The following is a 19,275-nucleotide window of genomic DNA, read 5'->3' on the forward strand; positions in this document are numbered from 1 at the left end:
AGTGCCGGAATCTGGGATTCCGGCACTTATCAGCTCATGAAATTACTTGAATTTGTAATCCACTGTGATCTGGAAGTAACGACCTACCACATCATGCAAGCTGGTGATGGCGGCAATGGCCTGCGCTGACGTTGCGCTAGGCGCAAACGGAGGCATGCGATCCAGCACGTTTCTGATTGCAAAGCTCAATTTAAGATCTTTCATCAAGCCAGAATAACTGCCACCCAGGTTAAAAGTCGTGAAGGAGGGAATATCCTTACACAGATTGGCATAACCCTGGGTTGCAAATACACATGGCTGAGTAAAGTCGCTATTCGACGACATGTGACCGATATGAACGGCATCCAGCGATGCTTTCCATGCGGCTTTTTCCCAGGCTATGCCGGCAGTTGCCTGGACTCGTGGCTGATTACGGGAACCCGCGTATTCAATCGCTTCTGCCTCTGGTGACGGCGCAGATTTATACGAGTGATTGTAAGTGACCTTGAGATTAGGATTGATACGGCCATATTCACCCAGATTGAAATTGGTATTAATGTCCATATCCACACCACGCACCTGGGTGGTTGCCACGTTAGTCAGCAACAACCTGAGGTTGGTGATTTCACCAGCAGTGGCCCCAGCAGCTTTGTCGGCTGCGCTCAAAGGATCACGCGTAATGACTGCTGCCGGATTACCTGCGTAACGACCAGGATTTGCCAATACCGTGGTCAGATCGAATGTAGAGATTTCATCCTTACGCTTGATCTGCCAAAAATCCAGGCTGGCATTCAACCAGGTAGTAGGTTCCCATACCAGTCCCAGGGTAAAGCTGTCTGCGGTTTCTGGTTTCAGGGCTGGGTTGGAACCGCTTTCATAAGAACTGCTCCATTGGCAGCCATTCTTGAATTGATCGTTGCAACGCTCAGGATCACGATAAGACAGGAAAGCCTTCAGTATCTGGGTGGAGTTTTCTACCAGCGTCGGCGCCCGGAAACCGGTCGCATACGTACCACGCAACATCAGGGTCGGAAGCGCATTCCATTTCAAACCCACTTTCGGCGTGGTCGAATTACCGTAGTCGGAGTAACGGTCATAACGTGCCGCAATCTGCCCTTCCAGGGTTTTCAAAATAGGTACCGACAATTCAGCATAGGTGGATGCAATATTGCGGCCACGCGTATAGCCGGGTTGTGACTGTGCCCGGTGGTATAACTCGCCATCGACGGACAATTGCGAAGGATTGACTTCCAGGGTTTCACGACGTGCTTCTGCACCAATCGCGATGGACAATGGTCCGGCTGGCAATTGCATCAATTCACCAGAGACTTTGGCATCCCACATATACATGCCAGACTTGAAGTTGTCGGCAGAGTCCGTCACGATTTTCTTGTACAGATCAGCGTTTTGTGCCGAGCTGCCAAACAGGAAAGTACCATTGTTGTAAGCAGCGATAAATGGTGTCGCCAACAGCCCGGCAGTCGCCTTGGATTCCACTTTGCTGGTGTTATACATCAGTGCAGATTCCCAATCCCAGTTGGAATACGTTCCTTTCAAGCCCGCCAGATAACGACCGAAATCAGTCGTATTTTCCAGCCCCTGGCCCGGAAAGTCTTTCAGGGATGCGCGCACACGCACGGTGCCGTTACCGCCCGCCAAGGTCTTGCCGGTGACAGGATCAATCAGTTCTTTAGGATATTGTGGGTGGGTGATTGGCAAAGGCCCTGTATCCAGTCCATTTTGACCGGCAAACCAGTGGGGCAAACCCGTGACGGTGGCTTTATTCTGGTTGTACATGATTTCGGCAAATGCAGTCATGTCAGCATTGACCTGCCATGTGCCACGACTGACCAGACCAACACGATCAGTTTTACCACCAGAGTTCACCGATGCATCTTTGAGGTCATCGAACACGCAGGCGGTTCCCAGCGTGCCGGCACCAAAGAAGGTATCGGCAGGAACCAGATTATTTGCAGGGCAATTCTTGTCAAGGCTACGGGAAACAAATTTACCAGTCGCCTTGTCCGTCCAGTAAATATTGCCAGGGAAAGTGTACAGAGAACGGTTATCCTTATAGCCATATGGACGCAGATCTTCGGTGCTCAGGTAATCATCGCGCTTGCTGATGAACATGGGCTTGCGCTGACGGATATCCAGGGTCGCATATACGTTGTAGTGATCTTCGACCAGGCTACCAAAACCGTAGCTCATGGTGGTGCGGACCTGCTCACCATCATTTTTTTGTGATTGCGCGAGCGAGCCACTGATTTCCGCACCGACAAAATTGTCACGCAAGATGATGTTGACCACACCGGCCATCGCTTCAGAACCGTAAATCGCCGATGCACCGTCTTTCAAGACTTCGATGCGCTCAACCGCGCCCACAGGCACGGAATTCAAATCAACGAAGGTGGTTTGATATTCTGGTTGTGCATAGGCGGCCAGACGACGGCCATTGATCAGCACCAGGGTTGCCTGGCTACCGATACCGCGCAGGTTCAGGCCGGATGCACCAGCGGTAAAACCATTGGTACGGTTTTCATCAATACCACCCTGGTTGGCAGAAATGGTTTTTAGCACTTCCGTCAGGGAAGTAGCACCACCACGTACGATTTCGTCCCGGGTGATCACTTGTACCGGTGATGCGGTTTCGTAATTGATGCGCTTGATTTTTGAACCAGTCACTTCCACTTTCTGGACTTTTTCTGCTTTCTTTTCATCCTCTTGGGTGGTGGTTACCTGTGCCAATACGCCAGTGGCGATAGAGAACAGACCTATGCTGGACAGCGCGAATGTGAGACGACTCAGCTTCATGAATTACCTTTCTGTTTTATTTTTTCAATGCAAGCGCGTTTCTCTTTCCTGTATCGTCATTGCCGCCATGACTGATGGATATCGACATTCATCCCTTGTATCCACATCCATGACATGCCATTCGGTAGCAAACAGTCCTCCTTCAAAAAAACTGTTTGCTTCACACACTCCCGGCATTTTTTACTTGCAAAAAGCACTACGACCATCGAAAGAAATTCGATTATGAGGCGTTACAGAATGTTACTTGTTGGGTTTTTATCGCTGCGTTTCGGAATGACGAATTCGATATTTGTTAAATTAGGGAATAATGTTTTTGTTTTTTTAGCAAAAGGAATGTTTTTTATGGATTTTTCTTTCCTACCAAAATTAAGTTTTTAAAAATTGGTTTTTAACTAACTTTATAAATATATTTAGGATGTTGTTTTTTTGAGTCATTCCATTTAAGTAATATCAATTCGCCATTACGTTATGGAAATATTATTTACGCGATGGCTTTTTTTTGCGTTTCCCACCCGGAAATTCGTAGCCAATTGATAGTAAATATTCCATCGCCAACCCGCTCAAATGCCGCGCCCCAATAAAAAAACCCGTGCCAGAAGCACGGGTTTCAGAGATGGACTGAAGCATCAGGCCAGCTTACAGTTGTTAGACGCCTGTTTTTACCAGTGACGCTTTCAACACTTCATTCAAGGTAGCCAGGCTTTCTGACAAGTGCGCACGCGACTCAGGGCTCATCGGTTTGCCGACAGCGCCACGAATGGCGGACAGCAATTGCGTAGCCTGTTCCCTTTGCAGGCTGCGGGCATCGGCTGGTGCCGTTGCAGTCGGCTTGATCAGGGCATTCGACAAACGCTTCAGATGCTCACGCTGTAAATTGCGGCGGGCAGATGTGATTTCTGCACCATTGGACAATTCACTCCAGATACTGGCCTGCAGGTTGCCGTACAGTTCATGCAGGGACAGCACTTTCTTTGGATCACGCAGTTTTTCTGCCGTATTGAGCATACGTTGCGCAACCACGTCTGACATCAACTGATCCAGCGCCGCAGTTTGCAAACCCAGCAGACGGGCCGAGATAGAAATATCGCTACGACCAGCACGCTGGAAGTGATCCACACCCAGACGGCTCAACAATTCCGGTGTGAATACAAAGCTCTTGGCCGTGAACAAGCTGTCTGACACCAGCTTCAAAGCCTGACGCTGACGCTCTACCGGCACAGGGGTGAAGGTAGCGCGACCGGTTCCAGCATGGTCCCTGAGGAAGGTGGTGCCACCGACATATTTGGTCGCCAGCGGTACGGTACGGGCAAATTGACCGAAACCATATTCAAAACTGCGACGCAGGCTTTCATAACTGTCGCCAGCCTTCAATTGGCGGGTCTGCAATTTGTCCCACAACTCACGGGAAATCGTCAGGCGCTTCTGGATATACGTCAAAGGATCAGAACCCAGATCGAAGACGTTGACATCAGGATCAGACACTAAGGTGCCCATGGAATCTTCATCTGTGCCGTAAGCCAGCAGCGGTTCCGTAGAACGCGACGCAATGCGTGTCAGTTCGTCTTTTTCCTTATCGGCTTCTATCGGTTTGTACGCATATTCAATCGCCCAGTAATCGTATGGGCCAAGTGAAGACATCACATACTCACCCTGTGGCTCACCCTTGGTAGACAGGTTGAAGGGGATGTAATCCATGACCGATCCTGCCAGACCATTGGCCTTGGTGAAGGCCGGGTCCTGCAATTGCTTCAAGGTATAGATGGTGGATGAGCGGAAGTTGTGACGCAAGCCCAGGGTATGACCAACCTCATGCATGATGACGTCTTTGACATAGGCTTGCGCCAGTGCCTCTGCTTTCGGACTATCCATGTCCACTTCACCGCGTGCTTCCAGCAATTCCATCGCAAAGCCCATTTCCATTGCCGCTTCGTGGGCAAAATCGCAGTCACTGTTGTGCTGGTGGCTGGCGACCTGCCCCCCCATGTCTTCACCTATCATGCGACGGGCACCACGGGCAAATACATCGGACATGCCAATGTCGGCATCCAGAATTTCGCCACTGCGGTCATCGACACGTGAAGGCCCAATCGCAAAGCCGACATCGGCACCGACAAACCAGCGAACGGATGCATGACCTGCATCCATGGTGTCAAATGTATCACTTTCCGCCTGCTGCTTGGCGACCACGGCATTCTTGAAGCCGATTTTCTCGAAAGCCTTGTTCCATTCCAGGATGCCTTCGGTAATCGATTTGCGGTATTTCTCAGGGACGTTTTTATCCAGCCAGTAAACGATAGGCTGTACCGGTTCAGACAGGGCAGCAGTTGGGTCTTTCTTTTCCAGACGCCAGCGGTTCACGAAATGACGTGAAGTCTTGGGCTGGATGTCATCGGTAAAATCGTAGCTGGTAGTCACGAAGTGGCCAATACGGTCATCTGCCATACGTGGGCGCATTACCTCTTTCGGCAAGGCTGAGAAGTTATAGTAAAAGCCGACAAAGAAACTGCGCGGGTCTGGTGTAGTCGTTGGCGGTGTTGGCATGGGAACCGGCAAAGGCACCAGTGGTGCGGCGGCAATTCTTGGCACGAAGAAATGCGTATTCACCAGGAGACCTGTCAATGATTCATCTACATTGACCTTGCTGAAGCTGGTATTGCTACGGTCAATCGCATAAGCCATGCGGTAAGCCGATTCCAGACGGGTCGAATAGCCGGGGATATCAGAGAACAGCAAGGCGCTGGCATCAATCAGGATGCCTTTCGATTCTGCATGCGGCGAACTCAACACAGGGGCACTGCCCAGCAGGCTGTCAGAAAACGCCTGGGCCACGGCCTTTGCCTGTGGCGTACCTGGGGTAGCGTAATATTCGGCATTTTTTGCCAGCAATTGCACCTGGTTGCCGATTTTATGGAATACAGCCTGGTGGCCGCCCCCCATCTGGCTGCCATACAGACCACGCTCACCTATGCTGTTCGGGATGTTATAAGTGAACAGGAAGGGCTTGTCGAATTGCTCAGGACGAATTTCCAGCCAGACCTTGTCGTCTTTCTGATACAGATTGAAAAAGCCTCTAAGCTCTTTGGCATCCTTAATGATATCTTTGAAAGGACGCAATGCCACCGGGGCAGCAACAGGGGCGGCACCGGGCGCAGGAGTAACCGCACCGTTAGCAGGAGCACCGGCAACAGGTGTTGCTGGCGGTGTTTGCGCAAATGCTGCGCTACCCATTGCACACAACAAAAGCAGCATGGTCTTTTTCTTAAAATGGCTTTCTTTTGACGATTTCATAAATCAATCCTGGTTAAATTAAAAACAGGCAGTCAACCCGGCCCCGGGCGCTACCTGACTGTGTTTGTAGACCACATTTTTCGTTACAAGTTCTTACAAGTCGCAGGAACCTTTTCACAAGTTGATTTTTGCAGAAATTTCATAATTTGAAAATTTTTTCGCATTTTTTAGCGCAAAAATATATGCAATTGAGCAAGTAAACATCGATTTATTGATCATATTTACAAGAAAATAAGCTATTTTCTATGCTTTTATAAGCTTATTACTTGAAATTATATGTAATTAAGCGACTTTTCAAAAAAGTCACAAAACCGTGCTTTTTCAGAAATTGCGAAAGTAAATTTTCATTTCTTGTCTCAGTCATACAACAAGAAATCAAAAAAGCGTAACAAATGCTTTCCCATATAGGTATTTTATTTACATAATAAAGTTCTGTTTGATTAATTGCTTTTCATTTCCCGGGCGTAAATTTAAAGAGGAAAAAACATAGCAATATCTCATCAGACTGCAGTACAGGCAAACATGGAAGTTCACAAAATTTTCCGACGTGCCAAAGTTAAACTGCCACAAACGGATCCGGCACCCGATTGCATCTGGTCTATCAATAAAGAGGGAATAATAATGATTTTCAAAGAAAAAGTTGGCGTACAGTCCGTACGTCTGGCACTCAGCGTATTCGCTGGCTCCATGCTGATCGGGGGTTATGCCCACGCTCAGACTGAAGCACCGCAACGTATCGAAATTACCGGCTCGAACATCAAACGTGCTGATAAAGAAGGTACATCACCAATTCAAACCATCACTGCAAAAGAAATCAAGCAGAGCGGTGCAACAACCGTGCTGGAATTGTTGAAGAGCGTCCCTTCCATGGGTACCGGTGGTTACAACGATACCCCAGACCAGAATGGTTTCTCACGTGGTGTTGCAACAGCATCCCTGCGCGGTCTGGGTTCAACCTCCACCCTGATCCTGTTGAATGGTCGCCGCATGACGCCTTCCGCGTACGCGAACCCAAACAACGGCCAGTCCACGCTGTACGATCTGAACAGCATCCCTCTGTCTGCCATTGAAAAAGTAGAAATTTTCAAAGATGGCGCGTCAGCAGTGTATGGTTCCGATGCGGTTGCTGGTGTTATCAACTTCATCACCAAGCGTGACTACCAGGGCGGTGAAGTTGCCACCAGTATCGCTGCCAATGATGACCGCGAATTCGGTCGCCAAAATGTGAACGGTACCATCGGTTTCGGTGACTATTCCAGCCAGGGTTACAACGTTCTGTTTGCTTTGGACTACAGAAAACAAAACGCCACGACCATCAAAAATGGTTCCAACGATATCAATGCCCAAGCTTATGCTGACATTAACTATCGTCTGAATCCTTTCAGCAGCAGCGTTTCCAATCAGGCCTTCTTCTTCAAGGAGCGTACGCCTGGTTCCCTGTCCTTCTTCACGACAGGCGCAACAGTCATCAACCAGACTAACTGCGATCCTTCACGTAAAGTGACAGGCGCTGCTGTCAACAACATCGCAGCTACCAGCGTATTGTTTGGCCGTACATTCTGTAACTACGATCTGGATGCAGATACCGACGCTCAGACCAAGGGCGATGACGTCAGCTTCATGACTGTTGGTAACCTGAAAATCAACGACAAGCTGTCTGCTTTCGGTGAGTTTGCGTATAACGACACCAAGCGTGTGTATCGTGCATCTCCACGTACCATCAGCGGTACATCGCCAACCACCAACTTCCTGGTTGGTGGTCTGGCAACACCATTCCAGGCGATTCTGCCTGTCGGCCATCCGGACAATCCGAATCCAGATGCCCGTACAGCCGTTTCTTACCGTTTTGAAAATCTCAAAAGTGGTACTGATCTGGACAATAAGGCAGCCCGTGTGGTCGCTGGTCTGAAAGGCACAGTTGCATCATGGGATTGGGAAAGTGCTGTACTGTGGAACCGTTCCGAGCGCAATGAAGTTGCACACGGCTTCCTGTACCTGCCTACACTGCGCAAGCTGATCACAGACAACCGTTCACTGGCTTCCATCGCAGCTGACCCAACTCTGAGCCCTGACCTGACCAACGTCGGTACTGCTGAAATCGCCCAATGGGATGCCAAGGCAACGACAGAATTCGGTAACCTCGGTGGTGGTGCCATCGGCTTTGCGGCTGGTGTTGAACTCCGTCAGGAAAAACTGGGTATCGCTCCTGATCCGCTGAATGCACGTGGTGACATTCTGGGTCTGGCAACAACCGCGATTGATGCGAAACGTAATGTTTCTTCCGCATTCTTCGAGTTCCGTACGCCATTCCTGAAAAACTTTGAAATGGATTTCGCTGGCCGTTACGATAAATACCCTTCGTTCAAAGGTAACTTCGTACCTAAAGTCGGTGCAAAATGGACCGTTGTTGACGGTCTGGCATTCCGCGGTACGTATGCTAAAGGCTTCCGTGCTCCGGCTTTGTCCCAGGTTGCGGCCGGTGGTGCGCAGTTCTTCCTGAACAATACAGTTGATCCTGTCCGTTGCCCTAACGGTGCAAACCCTGTTGCCGGCGCTGAACAGGCTGATTGCGCCAAGAGCGTATCCGGTGTTGGTGGTGCTAACCCTGACCTGAAACCAGAAAAATCCAAGACTATGGCTTTTGGTATGATCTACTCGCCAACAGCCAACTTTGACGTTGTGGTAGATGCTTACAAACTGCGTCAAGAAGGTGAAGTTGCTCTGAGTAGCGCAACTTTCTTGCTGGAACATCCAGGCAACTTCCCAGCTGATTACATCCTCCGTGATACCAATCCGCTGAACCAGTTGAAAGATGCGAACGGTAACCCTATCCCGGGTACAGGCCCATTGCTGGCAGTAAAAACTCCTTGGGTTAACCAAGGTAGTACTGAAGTCAGCGGTGTGGATCTTGAGCTGAAAATGCGCAACAACCTGGGTGAAAATGGCAAACTGTCCACTTCATTCAGATCTACTTACCTGATTTCTTATCGTCGTGCTGAATCTCCAGGCGATGTTGAAAGAAATGCGGTTGGTACAGCGGGTGGTTTGAATGACTGGTCAACATCGGTAGGTAGTATCCCGCGTCTGCGTGCAACATTGCGTAGCGTTTGGGAAAAAGGTCCGCACACGGTATACGGCACTGTCAACTTCACCGACAGCGTTTCACAATACCGTCGTTATGACAACGCCACTACTTACGCCACACCATATTGCTTCTATGGTTCTGGTGTTCCTGCAGGTGCGACCACAACGTTTGCGAATCAGCCTAACTACACCAAGTATTTCCCAGATTGCCAAATGTCAAGCTGGACTACTCTGGACGTAGGTTATAGCTACACAGGATTATTTAATAAAGATCTGACTGTGGGTATCAACATCAGGAATATCACTGATTCCAAAGCACCTTACAATCCAACAACCACTGCTGCAACTATCCAGCAAGGTTACAACTCAACTTTGCATAACGACTTCGGCCGTTATTTCACACTCTCTGCAAGATACGTTTTCCGTTGATCGGGTAACGTAGTGTAAGGAATAAACGCCTCGTAATCCGGGGCGTTTATTTTTAGTGCTTCTTATTTTTCAAAAATGAACCCCATAGGAAAAAGAATGAAACAGGTGCTCACTACAATGTGCAGGCAACTTTCTGTTTGCGCAATTATCGCTTTCAGTCTGACGGTGCCAGTCCATGCCCAGACGCCAGTACAGGAAAAAATCCCGGTTGAGAATTTCTTCAAGATTTCGCAAATCCAAAAAGTACAGATGTCGCCTGATGGAAAATCAATCGGCATGCTCGCAATGAACAAGGACCAGAGACTCGTGCTGTCTGTCATGGACACAGCCACTCTCGCACCAAGAATCGTTGCAGGCTATGATAAAACCGATGTCGTATCGTTTTACTGGGTGAATAGTCGAAGGCTGATTTTTGATACAAATGATATTCGTGCTCCGTTAGGAGAATCCCGCGGTGGAAACGGTATATTTGCAGTCAATAGTGATGGCACTCAATTTCGTACTTTGATCGGTAACGTTGGTGACGATAAAGCGCGGGTACTCAATCGTGTGCACGAACTTCACTCCACTATCGGTTCAAATGAAACCGATATAGTTTATGTAGTCCGTCAAACAGGAACGCGTAAAAACCCTACTGCGGCATTGCTGAAACTCGATACAGTAACAGGGCGAAATGAAGTCGTTCCTACACCAGTCAATTCTGTAGATTTCATGATGGATAAATCCGGCCAAGCCCGTATTGCAGTGACAAGCGTAGATAATCTTACAGGCATTGAATATAAGGATGAAAAAACCCAACAATGGCGCAATCTCATTACATTTGACAGTATCAAGGAAGATGGATTTGTCCCGACATTCTTTGCTCCAGATGGCCAACTTTACGTCAAGGCTCACAATGGACAGGACACAACTTCCATCTATAGCTACGATCTTGAGAAAAATAAAATTGATAGCACACCGCTTGTATCTACTAAGGGCTTCGATTTTCAAGGCGGCTATGAAAAGGGCTTTGACTTTTCCGATGGCTTTGTATTCAACAAAAAACAAAACAAACTCTTGGGTGTAATTTACGAGACTGATGCTGGTGGCGCTTTATGGCTGGATGAGAAATGGAAATCCTATCAGGCAAAAATAGATAAGGCTTTACCCAACACAGTCAATACCCTGTCGGGCGGAGAAAATTCCGACGACGAATTCATTGTGATCAACTCGCATTCAGATATCCACCCTGCCTCATTCTTGATTTACAACACGAAAACCGATAAATTTACCGCCATAGGCGACAGAAAGCCGGACGTCGACTCCAAGGCGATGTCTTACAAAGACTTCGTAAGGATCAAAGTCCGTGATGGCCTGGAGATTCCTACCTATGTCACCATTCCACGCAATAGCACAGGCAAGAACCTGCCTATGGTAGTCATGGTGCATGGTGGACCACATTTGCGGGGTGTACATTGGGATTGGAACGCTGAAACACAATTTTTGGCGTCACGCGGTTATGTAGTGATCGAACCAGAATTCCGCAGTAGCCAGGGCTATGGAAAGGCACTGTATAAAGCAGGGTGGAAACAGTGGGGACTTGCCATGCAGGATGACGTCACGGATATAACAAAATGGGCCATTGAAAAAGGCTATGTTGATCCAAAGCGTATCTGTATTGCAGGCGCCAGCTACGGTGGCTATGCAGTCTTAATGGGTTTGATCAAGGAACCCGAAATGTATCGCTGTGGCATCAGTTGGGTAGGTGTCACCGACATCAACTTACTCTATGACGTCACCTGGAGTGATACAGCTGGTACGAAAGGAACGCGCATCGGTATGCCCATTCTCATTGGAGACCAGGAAAAAGATGCAGCTCAATTGAAAGCAACGTCGCCGGTAGAACTGGCAAGTCGGCTGACCAAACCTTTAATACTTGCCTATGGTATCGAAGATCGTCGCGTTCCTCTGGTGCACGGTGAGCGTTTCAAGAAAGCACTCCCTGCTAGCACCAAAGTGGAATGGATCACTTATACGGGTGAAGGTCACGGCTGGCGCCAACTGAAAAACAATGTCGATTTCTGGACCAGGGTAGAGAAGTTCCTGGAAGAGAATACCGCAGTCAAGTAAGCAAGGTAAGTAAGCAAGTAATCAAAAAAATCCACGCATACCATGCGTGGATTTTTTTTATTCTGTCACCTGTCAGGCAAGTACATTACCTTACCCTCTTCAACCTCGCGGATGATGCTGCGCATGCAGTTTCTTCAACCTTTCCCTGGCGACATGGGTATAGATTTGTGTCGTCGAAATATCCGCATGGCCCAGCAATAACTGTACAACCCGCAGATCCGCACCGTGATTCAGCAAATGCGTGGCAAAGGCATGGCGCAAGGTATGGGGTGATAATGCCACCGCAATATTCGCCTGCTCCGCATATTTCTTGATCAGTATCCAGAACATCTGCCGCGTCATGGCCGCGCCGCGTGCGGTGACAAACAGTGCATCATCAATCTGTCCATTCAAGATGGTAGGCCGCCCTTCTTTCAAATAACGTTCCAGCCAGGCGCGGGCTATTTCACCAAAAGGTACCAGACGGGTTTTGCCGCCCTTGCCGGTAATGCGCAAGACGCCCTCGTTCAAACCTACTTCAATAGAGCGCAGCCCCACCAGTTCACTGACCCGCAAGCCGCAGGCGTACAGCACTTCCAGCATGGTCCTGTCACGCAAGCCAAGCGGGGTCGAATCGTCGGGGGCTTTCAACAGGGATTCCACCTGAGCTTCGCTCATGGTCTTGGGGAGACGCGGTGCCTGCCTGGCCGAACGCAGTTTGCTACAGGGATTCTGGCTGATCAGGTTTTGACGAAATGCCAACAGATAAAAACGTTTCAGCACGCTCATGCGCCGGTTGGCAGAGCTGGCTTTGGAACTGGCATGTTTCGCCGCAATATAGCTGCCGATATCTGCATGGCTGACCTGGTACAGGTCTTTACCATTGGTATGCTGCAGCCATTCGGCAAACAGGCGCATGTCGCGGCGATAGGCTTCGATGGTGTTCTTGGCCAACCCGTCTTCCAGCCACAAGGCATCACAAAACTGGTCAATTTGTGCCGTTATACTGGCCGGTAAAGCAATCGCAGGTTCTGGCAGCATGCCTGACTTGCCTTTTACTTCCACAATGCATCCTGAGTCTGGGTGTAGCCGGCCACGCCTTCGTGGGCGAGTAGCCAGCGTTTCACACCAAGATGGAAACCGGTTTCGTCATCATGGTGGGCAAAGCCACCGATGCCACCGGCAGCCGTCACACGATGACAGGGGATCACCAGTGGGTACCAATTGGCACCGCAAGCCTGGCCTACGGCACGTGGCGCAGAGCGCAAATGCTTGGCAATCTGCCCATAGGTTAATACCTGTCCACGCGGTATGGATGAAATTGCCTGCCACACCCGGCCCTGAAAAGCCGTACCGGCACCTTTCAAAGGCAGTGTGAATTGATAATCAGGATTCTTCAGGTAAGCATCAACCTGTTTCGCTGCCTGCTCGGTCAACTTGTCAATCGGTGCTTTTTCTTTGAAGCGCGCTGGCAGATATACCAGTTCAGAAATGTGGGGGCCTTCACTGCGAATACCGACAGCACCGAAAGGTGCCTCTACGATGGCTGAAAAAATACCCGACTCTTTGTCCAGCATGATTTTCCTTTCAGGCAAAAGAAAAAAAGGCGCATCATCCGATGCGCCTTTAAAACGTCTTTCGCGTTTTCGGCTGTTTAGCGTACATGATTTTTTTAATTTATCACATCCGCTCAGCTTGTAGTAAAAACGCGCGTCTCCTCAGTGTGTACGGTATCTTTACCGTTATTTTGCACTACCGCCTTTTAAACTGGTACTTGCTTTTCGTCTTGCAAAAATCTGAACTGACGAGAATATAGCATGGTCAGAATTGGCTTTCAAAATAAAAATGGTACAAATTGGTGCGTTGTTGCAGATTTGTGAAATATGATCATAACCTCTAAAAATGTGCTAGGCAATGCCAATTTTTATTTTGCGAAAATAAAAAATGCCGTATTTCCTAGCGGAAAACACAGCAATTTCTTTTTAACTTTGGTCAATCCTGCTTTTATTTATCTACTTATATATTAGTTTTAGCAACGCCGTCGGGATATGACTTGCTTAAGTAATTAGCAGCTGCAAGCGAATTCTCTTCTCAAGTGTGACAAAAGTGTGACAACCCGTTACAAACAGTACAGGAATCACCATTTTGGTGATTCCTGTACTGGCTACACAATTCAAGCTTGTGGGTTTGTAGTGAATACCGGCGTAGATGCTGCCGGCAGCCTGTGTAAAGCAAGGACCAGGCTCACATGACATCTGGCAATGCGATACGTCGCCACAGGCACTGCATGCCCTGGCGATACCAGAGAGAACTGCGGAGAGGACTGTATTACTTGTAGCCGAGCTTCTGGGCTTCTTTATTGACGTTGGCGATCAAATCCTTGCCGATACGGCCTTCCATTTCTTTTTGTACCGGCAACAGCGCTTTACGCCATTCCGCTTTTTCCTTATCGGTCAGCACATAGACCGTTGTCTTGCCGGATTTTTTGACGGCTTCCAGGGCAGTATCATTTTCTTGCTGGGCAATTGCATTCGCGTATTTGGTGGCAGACTTCATCGCCTCGTCAAGCTGATCACGGATATCTGCCGGCAACCCATCCCAGAATTTTTTGTTCACGATGACAGCGTAGCCCAGGTAACCGTGATTGGTGAGAGTGACGTGTTTTTGCACTTCATACATTTTTTGCGTGTACAGGTTGGAAGGCGGATTTTCAGTTCCATCAACCACCCCCATTTGCAATGCCTGGTATACCTCAGAAAAGGCCAACACCTGCGGACTGGCGCCCAAGGCACGCATTTGCGCATCCAACACCTTGGATGACTGAATACGCAATTTTTGGCCTTTCATATCTGCAGGCAAATGCATGAGCTTGTTAGATGACATAACCTTGAAACCATTGTCCCAGAAACCCAGGCCCGTAATACCTTTGGATTCCAGTTTTTTCATCAAGTCCTTACCTATTTGCCCTTCGGTCACGGCGTACAACACTTCTTTGGATGGAAAAATATAAGGCAAATCGAAAACTTCAAATTCTTTGACGCCCAAAGGGCCAAACTTTGCCAGCGACGGTGCCAGCATCTGCACTGCACCCAATTGCAGGGCTTCAAGCTCCTCTTTGTCTTTGTACAGGATACTATTAGGGTATACCTCCACTTTGATGCGTCCCTTGGTAGCCTTTTCGGCCAATACCTTGAAACGCTCTGCTGCCTTACCCTTAGGTGTGTCATTGGCGACGACGTGACTGAATTTAATCACAATAGGTGTCTGACCAAATGCTGCACCATTGACGACGGAAGCAGTCAACAGGAAAAACAGTACTGATTTCAGTTGCATATTGTCTCCAGACATTTTTTTGGTATTGTGGCACGAATTATTTCAATGTCGGCGCAATCTGGCAACTGTGGATAACCGTAAGAGATGGTTCGCTGCTTTTCACTGATTATCACGAACAGAGAGTTCAATTTCGCACTGTCCGTAAATCTGGCAGTACAGTAAACTAGGCTCATGAAAAGCCTCTACCGCACCCAATCCTGGCCAAATCAGAAATGGCGCTGGATTATTCCCATCCTGCTGCTGTCACTGTTTCTATCCACGCTGATCTGGTTACCGTGGCAAGCGCAGCGCATGGAGGCCAATGAACGACAAGAACAACTAATCGCCGATTCCCTCTGGGTAGAGCAAGCCATACAGTTCCAGTTAAACCGTAATGATGAAGTCTTGCGCCAGATCGCCAGTGAAATTGCCTCTGCCAAACTGCAAAAAGAAACCGTATTGGATCGCTTCCGGGCGGTTTTGAAAAATAACCACGAGGTCCAGCGTATCGCCTGGTATGACGCCAACAACAAGGTTATCGTCGATACCCGTGAGGGCATGCTGGCCAGTGCCGAGCGTTTGCCGGTGCCAAAATTTGAATTTGGTTCACTGGATGTCAGTGAAGAAACGGTCTGTCAGAAGCCGGTTTTGGAAATCAATGCCAAAAATGCCTATCTGCTGCATTGTCAGATACCCATGATCAAGGATGAACATCGCGTAGGCAGCATGATGATCAGTTATCGCATGAGTGGCATCCTGGACGAATTGGTACCCTGGTGGTTCGCTCAGGATAACCAGATCACCATCACAGACATAGATGACCGCATACTGGCAGAACGTGCAGCTGGTGGCAGCGGCAAAAACGTCTATACCCACAGCCGGGCGCTCGAGCTACCCAGCCTGACCCTGATACTGCGTACCAACAGTATCAAAAGCGAACCCAAGCTGCTTTCCAACTTGTTGGTACTGTCTGTCATTTTGCTGTCAGCAGGTTTGATCTGGAGTCTGATCGCACTGTGGCGCGATATTAATCGCCGACTGGCAGCAGAAGGGGCCTTACGGCAGCAGGTCACCTTTCGTACAGCAATGGAGAATTCCCTGGTCACCGGCTTACGTGCGCGTGACATGGAAGGCCGCCTGACCTATGTCAACCCGGCGTTTTGTCGTATGGTCGGCTTCCCCGCTGAAGAAATCATAGGAAAAGTGCCACCTATGCCCTACTGGGCACCGGAAGCCATAGAAGAGTACCAGCAAAGGTTTACCCGCCTGCTGGCCGGCTCGGTACCGTCAGAAGGCTTTGAAACCGTGTACCAGCATGCCAGTGGCGAACGGATACCAGTCCTGATCTATGAGTCAGCGCTGATCAATGAAAACGGCAGGCAGACCGGCTGGATGAGTTCCATCCTCGACATTTCCGAACTACGACGTGCGCAAGACCTGACGCGGCAACAGGAAGAAAAACTGCATACCAGCGCAAAACTTGCCACCATGGGTGAAATTGCGTCCATGCTGGCGCATGAATTGAACCAGCCACTGGCCGCCATCTCCAGTTACACCACGGGTGCTATCAACCTGCTGCAATCCGGCATCATAGACCGCCCGCTGTTTCAAAGCGCCCTGGAAAAAGTCAATGCCCAGGCCCAGCGGGCAGGCCATATCATCCGCAGCGTGCACGAATTCGTCAAAAAACGCGAAGCCACACGGGAGCCGGTACAAATCACCGACCTGATACACAGTGTCACGCCGCTGGTCGAACTACAGGCCCAGGCCAGCCATGTCGCCCTGCAATGGCAAATCAAATCCGGCCTGCCCATGGTGCTGGCCGATAGCGTTTTGCTGGAACAGGTATTATTGAACCTAACCAGGAATGCGATTGAATCGATGCAAAAAACACCACCAGAAAATCGTATCCTGCGTATAGAAACCAGCTATGACGAAGAAATGCAGCAAGTCATCGTCGCCGTGATAGACCGTGGGCATGGCATTCCTGCTGAAGTGGCAGAACAACTGTTCTCACCGTTTTTCACGACCAAATCATCGGGCATGGGCATGGGTTTGAATATCTGCCGCACAGCGGTGGAATTCCATGGCGGCAAGCTGTCACACAGGGATAACCCTGTGGGTGGTACTATTTTCCAGTTTGCATTACCGATCTATCAACAACAGCAGAGCGCAGACAACTGAAGCGCCGATTACCGTCTGGGAGGCAGCATGTTACACATTATTGATGATGAAGAAGTCATACGCGACGCTTTGTCATGGTTGGCAAGGTCCAGGCAGATTGCCGCCCACAGTTATGAAAGCGCCGAAAAATTCCTGGCCGCCCTCGACCGCCCCATGGCCTTCGACACCCAGGGTGATTGTATATTGCTGGACGTGCGCATGCCCGGCCTGAGCGGCACCAGCCTGTTTGAAATGCTGGCATCCAGACAGTTGATCAAACGCCTGCCTGTGATTTTTCTGACCGGCCATGGCGATGTACCGATGGCCGTCGATACCCTCAAACGCGGTGCTTTTGATTTCTTTGAGAAGCCTTTCAACGACAACAAACTCATGGACCGTGTGCAGGAAGCACTGACACAATCACGCCAGGCCGGTAGCGCCGCCGTCATCCATGAACGCCTGGCGACCCTCTCCAGCCGTGAAAAAGAAGTGCTGGAACTGATACTGCAGGGAAAAATGAACAAGGTCATTGCCGATCAGCTAGGCATCAGCATGCGTACCGTTGAAGTGCATCGCGCCCATATCTTTGACAAGATGCAAGTGAAGACTGCCGTCGAACTGGCTGGCATACTTAAATAAGAGACCGTACTGACCATAGAGAAAATGCCTGGGCATGTCCATCTTCACCCTGCTCTTTCCAGATTTCACCCTGATACTGCTTGGTTTTTTGTTGGCACGCCATGCACATTGGGGTGGACATTTTTGGGCTGGTGTAGAAAAAATCGTTTATTTCATCATGTTCCCGGCGCTGCTGTTTTACACCACGGCACGCACGCAGTTTGATTTCCATTCCACCCGTCACCTATTGCAGGTAGCCGTATTTGCCACAGCCTGCGGCATGTTGCTGGGCTGGTGCGCAAAGTTTCTGTTCAAGACTGCGCCACGCATATTTGAATCCGGCGTACAAACCGCCTTCCGCTTCAATTCTTATATTGCACTGGCGCTGGCTTCGCGCCTGGCCGGTGAACAAGGTACGGCGCTGATGGCCTTGCTGATCGGCTTTCTGGTCCCCTTATGCAATATGGCCGCCGTGTATGCACTGGCACACAATAGCGGCAGGCTACTGAAAGAAATCGCCAGCAACCCGCTGGTGGTCGGTACCGCCAGTGGCGTCTTGTTCAGCGTCTTGCAAATCCAGTTACCCGAAGGCATCGCCGCCACCCTGTCGCGCCTGGGTAATGCGTCCATCGCCCTCGGTTTGCTGGCCGTCGGCGCTGGCATACGTGTGTCCGGCCTGAACGAAGCCAAAGGCATTGCCAGTTATTTCCTGGCCGTCAAACTGCTGGCCCTGCCCTTGATCGCCCTGCTTTTGGGCCGCTGGGTGGAACTGCCGCTACTGCAACTACAAATCGCCGTCATCTTCTGCGCCCTGCCCACCGCCTCCAGCGCTTATGTACTGGCGGCACGCATGGGGGGCAACGGGCCATTTGTGGCTTTCCTGATTTCAGCAAGCACCGTGTTGTCGGTGCTGACTTTGCCGGTGTGGTTGAGTTTGGTGCGGTGAGGGGATGCCTATCTCAAGCGATTCTCTTGAACCAACTAAACTACAGCTATATCAATCGTTTGCGAACAGTTGAAATAGGCAATAAGCAGCAATCATATTAACGTCGCTCCAGCGAAGGCTGGAGCCTAGTGTCTGTCGTGGTATGCCGTGTCGTTAATTAACGCGATTGCTCTTCGTGGATACAAGCCGGGTCTCGGCCCGGCGGCCGAATTCCTTTCTTTGCTTCGCCAAAGAACGGAATCAAAGAAAGGCGACCGCAGACTCGCTCCCTGCGGGAGTGCCCATTTATGTAGTGCAAAAAATGGGAAATGCCCGCAACTCGCTTCGCTCAAACATCGGTCATTTCTGATCCATTTTCTGCACTACACAAATGGCTTCGTCCCAAGCGGATTAGAGTCAACTGCAACCCCAAACGTCAAAAGCAACAGCAACAGCAACAGCAACAGCAACAGCAACAGCAACAGCAACAGCAACAGCAACAGCAACAGCAACAGCAACAGCAACAGCAACAGCAACAGCAACAGCAACAGCAACAGCAACAGCAACAGCAACAG

General features: G+C 49.6%; 10 protein-coding genes. 5 read left to right on the forward strand and 5 right to left on the reverse strand.

Features of this window, described 5'->3' with window-relative positions; translation table 11 throughout:
• Nucleotides 1-42 precede the first annotated feature (42 nt).
• Entirely contained in the window at nucleotides 43-2,793 is a 2,751-nt protein-coding gene (locus ACO0K9_RS12915; protein WP_422985475.1) for a TonB-dependent receptor plug domain-containing protein, read from the reverse strand.
• Between the two features lie 645 nt (nucleotides 2,794-3,438).
• Nucleotides 3,439-6,081, reverse strand: coding sequence for a zinc-dependent metalloprotease (locus tag ACO0K9_RS12920; RefSeq protein WP_422985476.1), 2,643 nt, complete (start codon nucleotides 6,079-6,081; stop codon nucleotides 3,439-3,441).
• A 621-nt stretch (nucleotides 6,082-6,702) separates the two neighbouring features.
• Between ACO0K9_RS12920 and ACO0K9_RS12925 the strand changes: the two genes are divergently transcribed.
• Complete coding sequence (locus tag ACO0K9_RS12925; RefSeq protein WP_422985478.1) at nucleotides 6,703-9,594, forward strand: TonB-dependent receptor plug domain-containing protein; 2,892 nt, start codon at nucleotides 6,703-6,705, stop codon at nucleotides 9,592-9,594.
• 96 nt (nucleotides 9,595-9,690) lie between these two features.
• Complete coding sequence (locus ACO0K9_RS12930; RefSeq protein ID WP_422985480.1) at nucleotides 9,691-11,703, forward strand: alpha/beta hydrolase family protein; 2,013 nt, start codon at nucleotides 9,691-9,693, stop codon at nucleotides 11,701-11,703.
• Nucleotides 11,704-11,802: 99 nt separating this feature from the next.
• On the opposite strand, the gene xerD is transcribed toward ACO0K9_RS12930, so the two are convergent.
• The 3 genes from xerD to ACO0K9_RS12945 form a co-directional block, all read right to left on the reverse strand.
• A complete protein-coding gene (gene xerD, locus ACO0K9_RS12935; protein ID WP_422985482.1) occupies nucleotides 11,803-12,723 on the reverse strand; it encodes a site-specific tyrosine recombinase XerD in 921 nt (306 codons plus the stop codon).
• A 14-nt stretch (nucleotides 12,724-12,737) separates the two neighbouring features.
• Nucleotides 12,738-13,259 (reverse strand): methylated-DNA--[protein]-cysteine S-methyltransferase, encoded by a 522-nt coding sequence (locus ACO0K9_RS12940; RefSeq protein WP_422985484.1) that lies wholly within the window; start codon nucleotides 13,257-13,259, stop codon nucleotides 12,738-12,740.
• A gap of 751 nt (nucleotides 13,260-14,010) precedes the next feature.
• Nucleotides 14,011-15,015, reverse strand: a complete 1,005-nt coding sequence (locus ACO0K9_RS12945; RefSeq protein ID WP_422985486.1) for a TRAP transporter substrate-binding protein — start codon at nucleotides 15,013-15,015, stop codon at nucleotides 14,011-14,013.
• 171 nt (nucleotides 15,016-15,186) lie between these two features.
• On the opposite strand from ACO0K9_RS12945, the gene ACO0K9_RS12950 reads away from it, so the two are divergent.
• Genes ACO0K9_RS12950 through ACO0K9_RS12960 form a run of 3 tightly spaced genes read left to right on the forward strand, consistent with a single transcriptional unit; the run spans nucleotide 15,187 to nucleotide 18,721 of the window.
• Nucleotides 15,187-17,178, forward strand: coding sequence for an ATP-binding protein (locus ACO0K9_RS12950; RefSeq protein WP_422985488.1), 1,992 nt, complete (start codon nucleotides 15,187-15,189; stop codon nucleotides 17,176-17,178).
• 27 nt (nucleotides 17,179-17,205) lie between these two features.
• Nucleotides 17,206-17,796 (forward strand): response regulator transcription factor, encoded by a 591-nt coding sequence (locus tag ACO0K9_RS12955; protein WP_422985490.1) that lies wholly within the window; start codon nucleotides 17,206-17,208, stop codon nucleotides 17,794-17,796.
• A gap of 34 nt (nucleotides 17,797-17,830) precedes the next feature.
• Nucleotides 17,831-18,721 carry an AEC family transporter gene (locus tag ACO0K9_RS12960; protein ID WP_422985492.1) on the forward strand — a complete coding sequence of 297 codons (891 nt, stop codon included), beginning with the start codon at nucleotides 17,831-17,833 and terminating at the stop codon, nucleotides 18,719-18,721.
• Nucleotides 18,722-19,275: the final 554 nt, after the last annotated feature.

It is taken from the genome of Undibacterium sp. Ji50W, from assembly GCF_049340445.1.
In the GTDB taxonomy this organism is placed as follows: Bacteria; Pseudomonadota; Gammaproteobacteria; order Burkholderiales; family Burkholderiaceae_D; genus Undibacterium.

What these genes read in the sequence shown, in the direction of transcription:
- xerD (WP_422985482.1), bottom strand. Translation starts at nt 12,723, where the DNA reads ATGCTGCCAGAACCTGCGATTGCTTTACCGGCCAGTATAACGGCACAA.
- ACO0K9_RS12945 (WP_422985486.1), bottom strand. Translation starts at nt 15,015, where the DNA reads ATGCAACTGAAATCAGTACTGTTTTTCCTGTTGACTGCTTCCGTCGTC.
- ACO0K9_RS12960 (WP_422985492.1), top strand. Translation starts at nt 17,831, where the DNA reads ATGTCCATCTTCACCCTGCTCTTTCCAGATTTCACCCTGATACTGCTT.
- ACO0K9_RS12920 (WP_422985476.1), bottom strand. Translation starts at nt 6,081, where the DNA reads ATGAAATCGTCAAAAGAAAGCCATTTTAAGAAAAAGACCATGCTGCTT.
- ACO0K9_RS12915 (WP_422985475.1), bottom strand. Translation starts at nt 2,793, where the DNA reads ATGAAGCTGAGTCGTCTCACATTCGCGCTGTCCAGCATAGGTCTGTTC.
- ACO0K9_RS12950 (WP_422985488.1), top strand. Translation starts at nt 15,187, where the DNA reads ATGAAAAGCCTCTACCGCACCCAATCCTGGCCAAATCAGAAATGGCGC.
- ACO0K9_RS12925 (WP_422985478.1), top strand. Translation starts at nt 6,703, where the DNA reads ATGATTTTCAAAGAAAAAGTTGGCGTACAGTCCGTACGTCTGGCACTC.
- ACO0K9_RS12940 (WP_422985484.1), bottom strand. Translation starts at nt 13,259, where the DNA reads ATGCTGGACAAAGAGTCGGGTATTTTTTCAGCCATCGTAGAGGCACCT.
- ACO0K9_RS12930 (WP_422985480.1), top strand. Translation starts at nt 9,691, where the DNA reads ATGAAACAGGTGCTCACTACAATGTGCAGGCAACTTTCTGTTTGCGCA.
- ACO0K9_RS12955 (WP_422985490.1), top strand. Translation starts at nt 17,206, where the DNA reads ATGTTACACATTATTGATGATGAAGAAGTCATACGCGACGCTTTGTCA.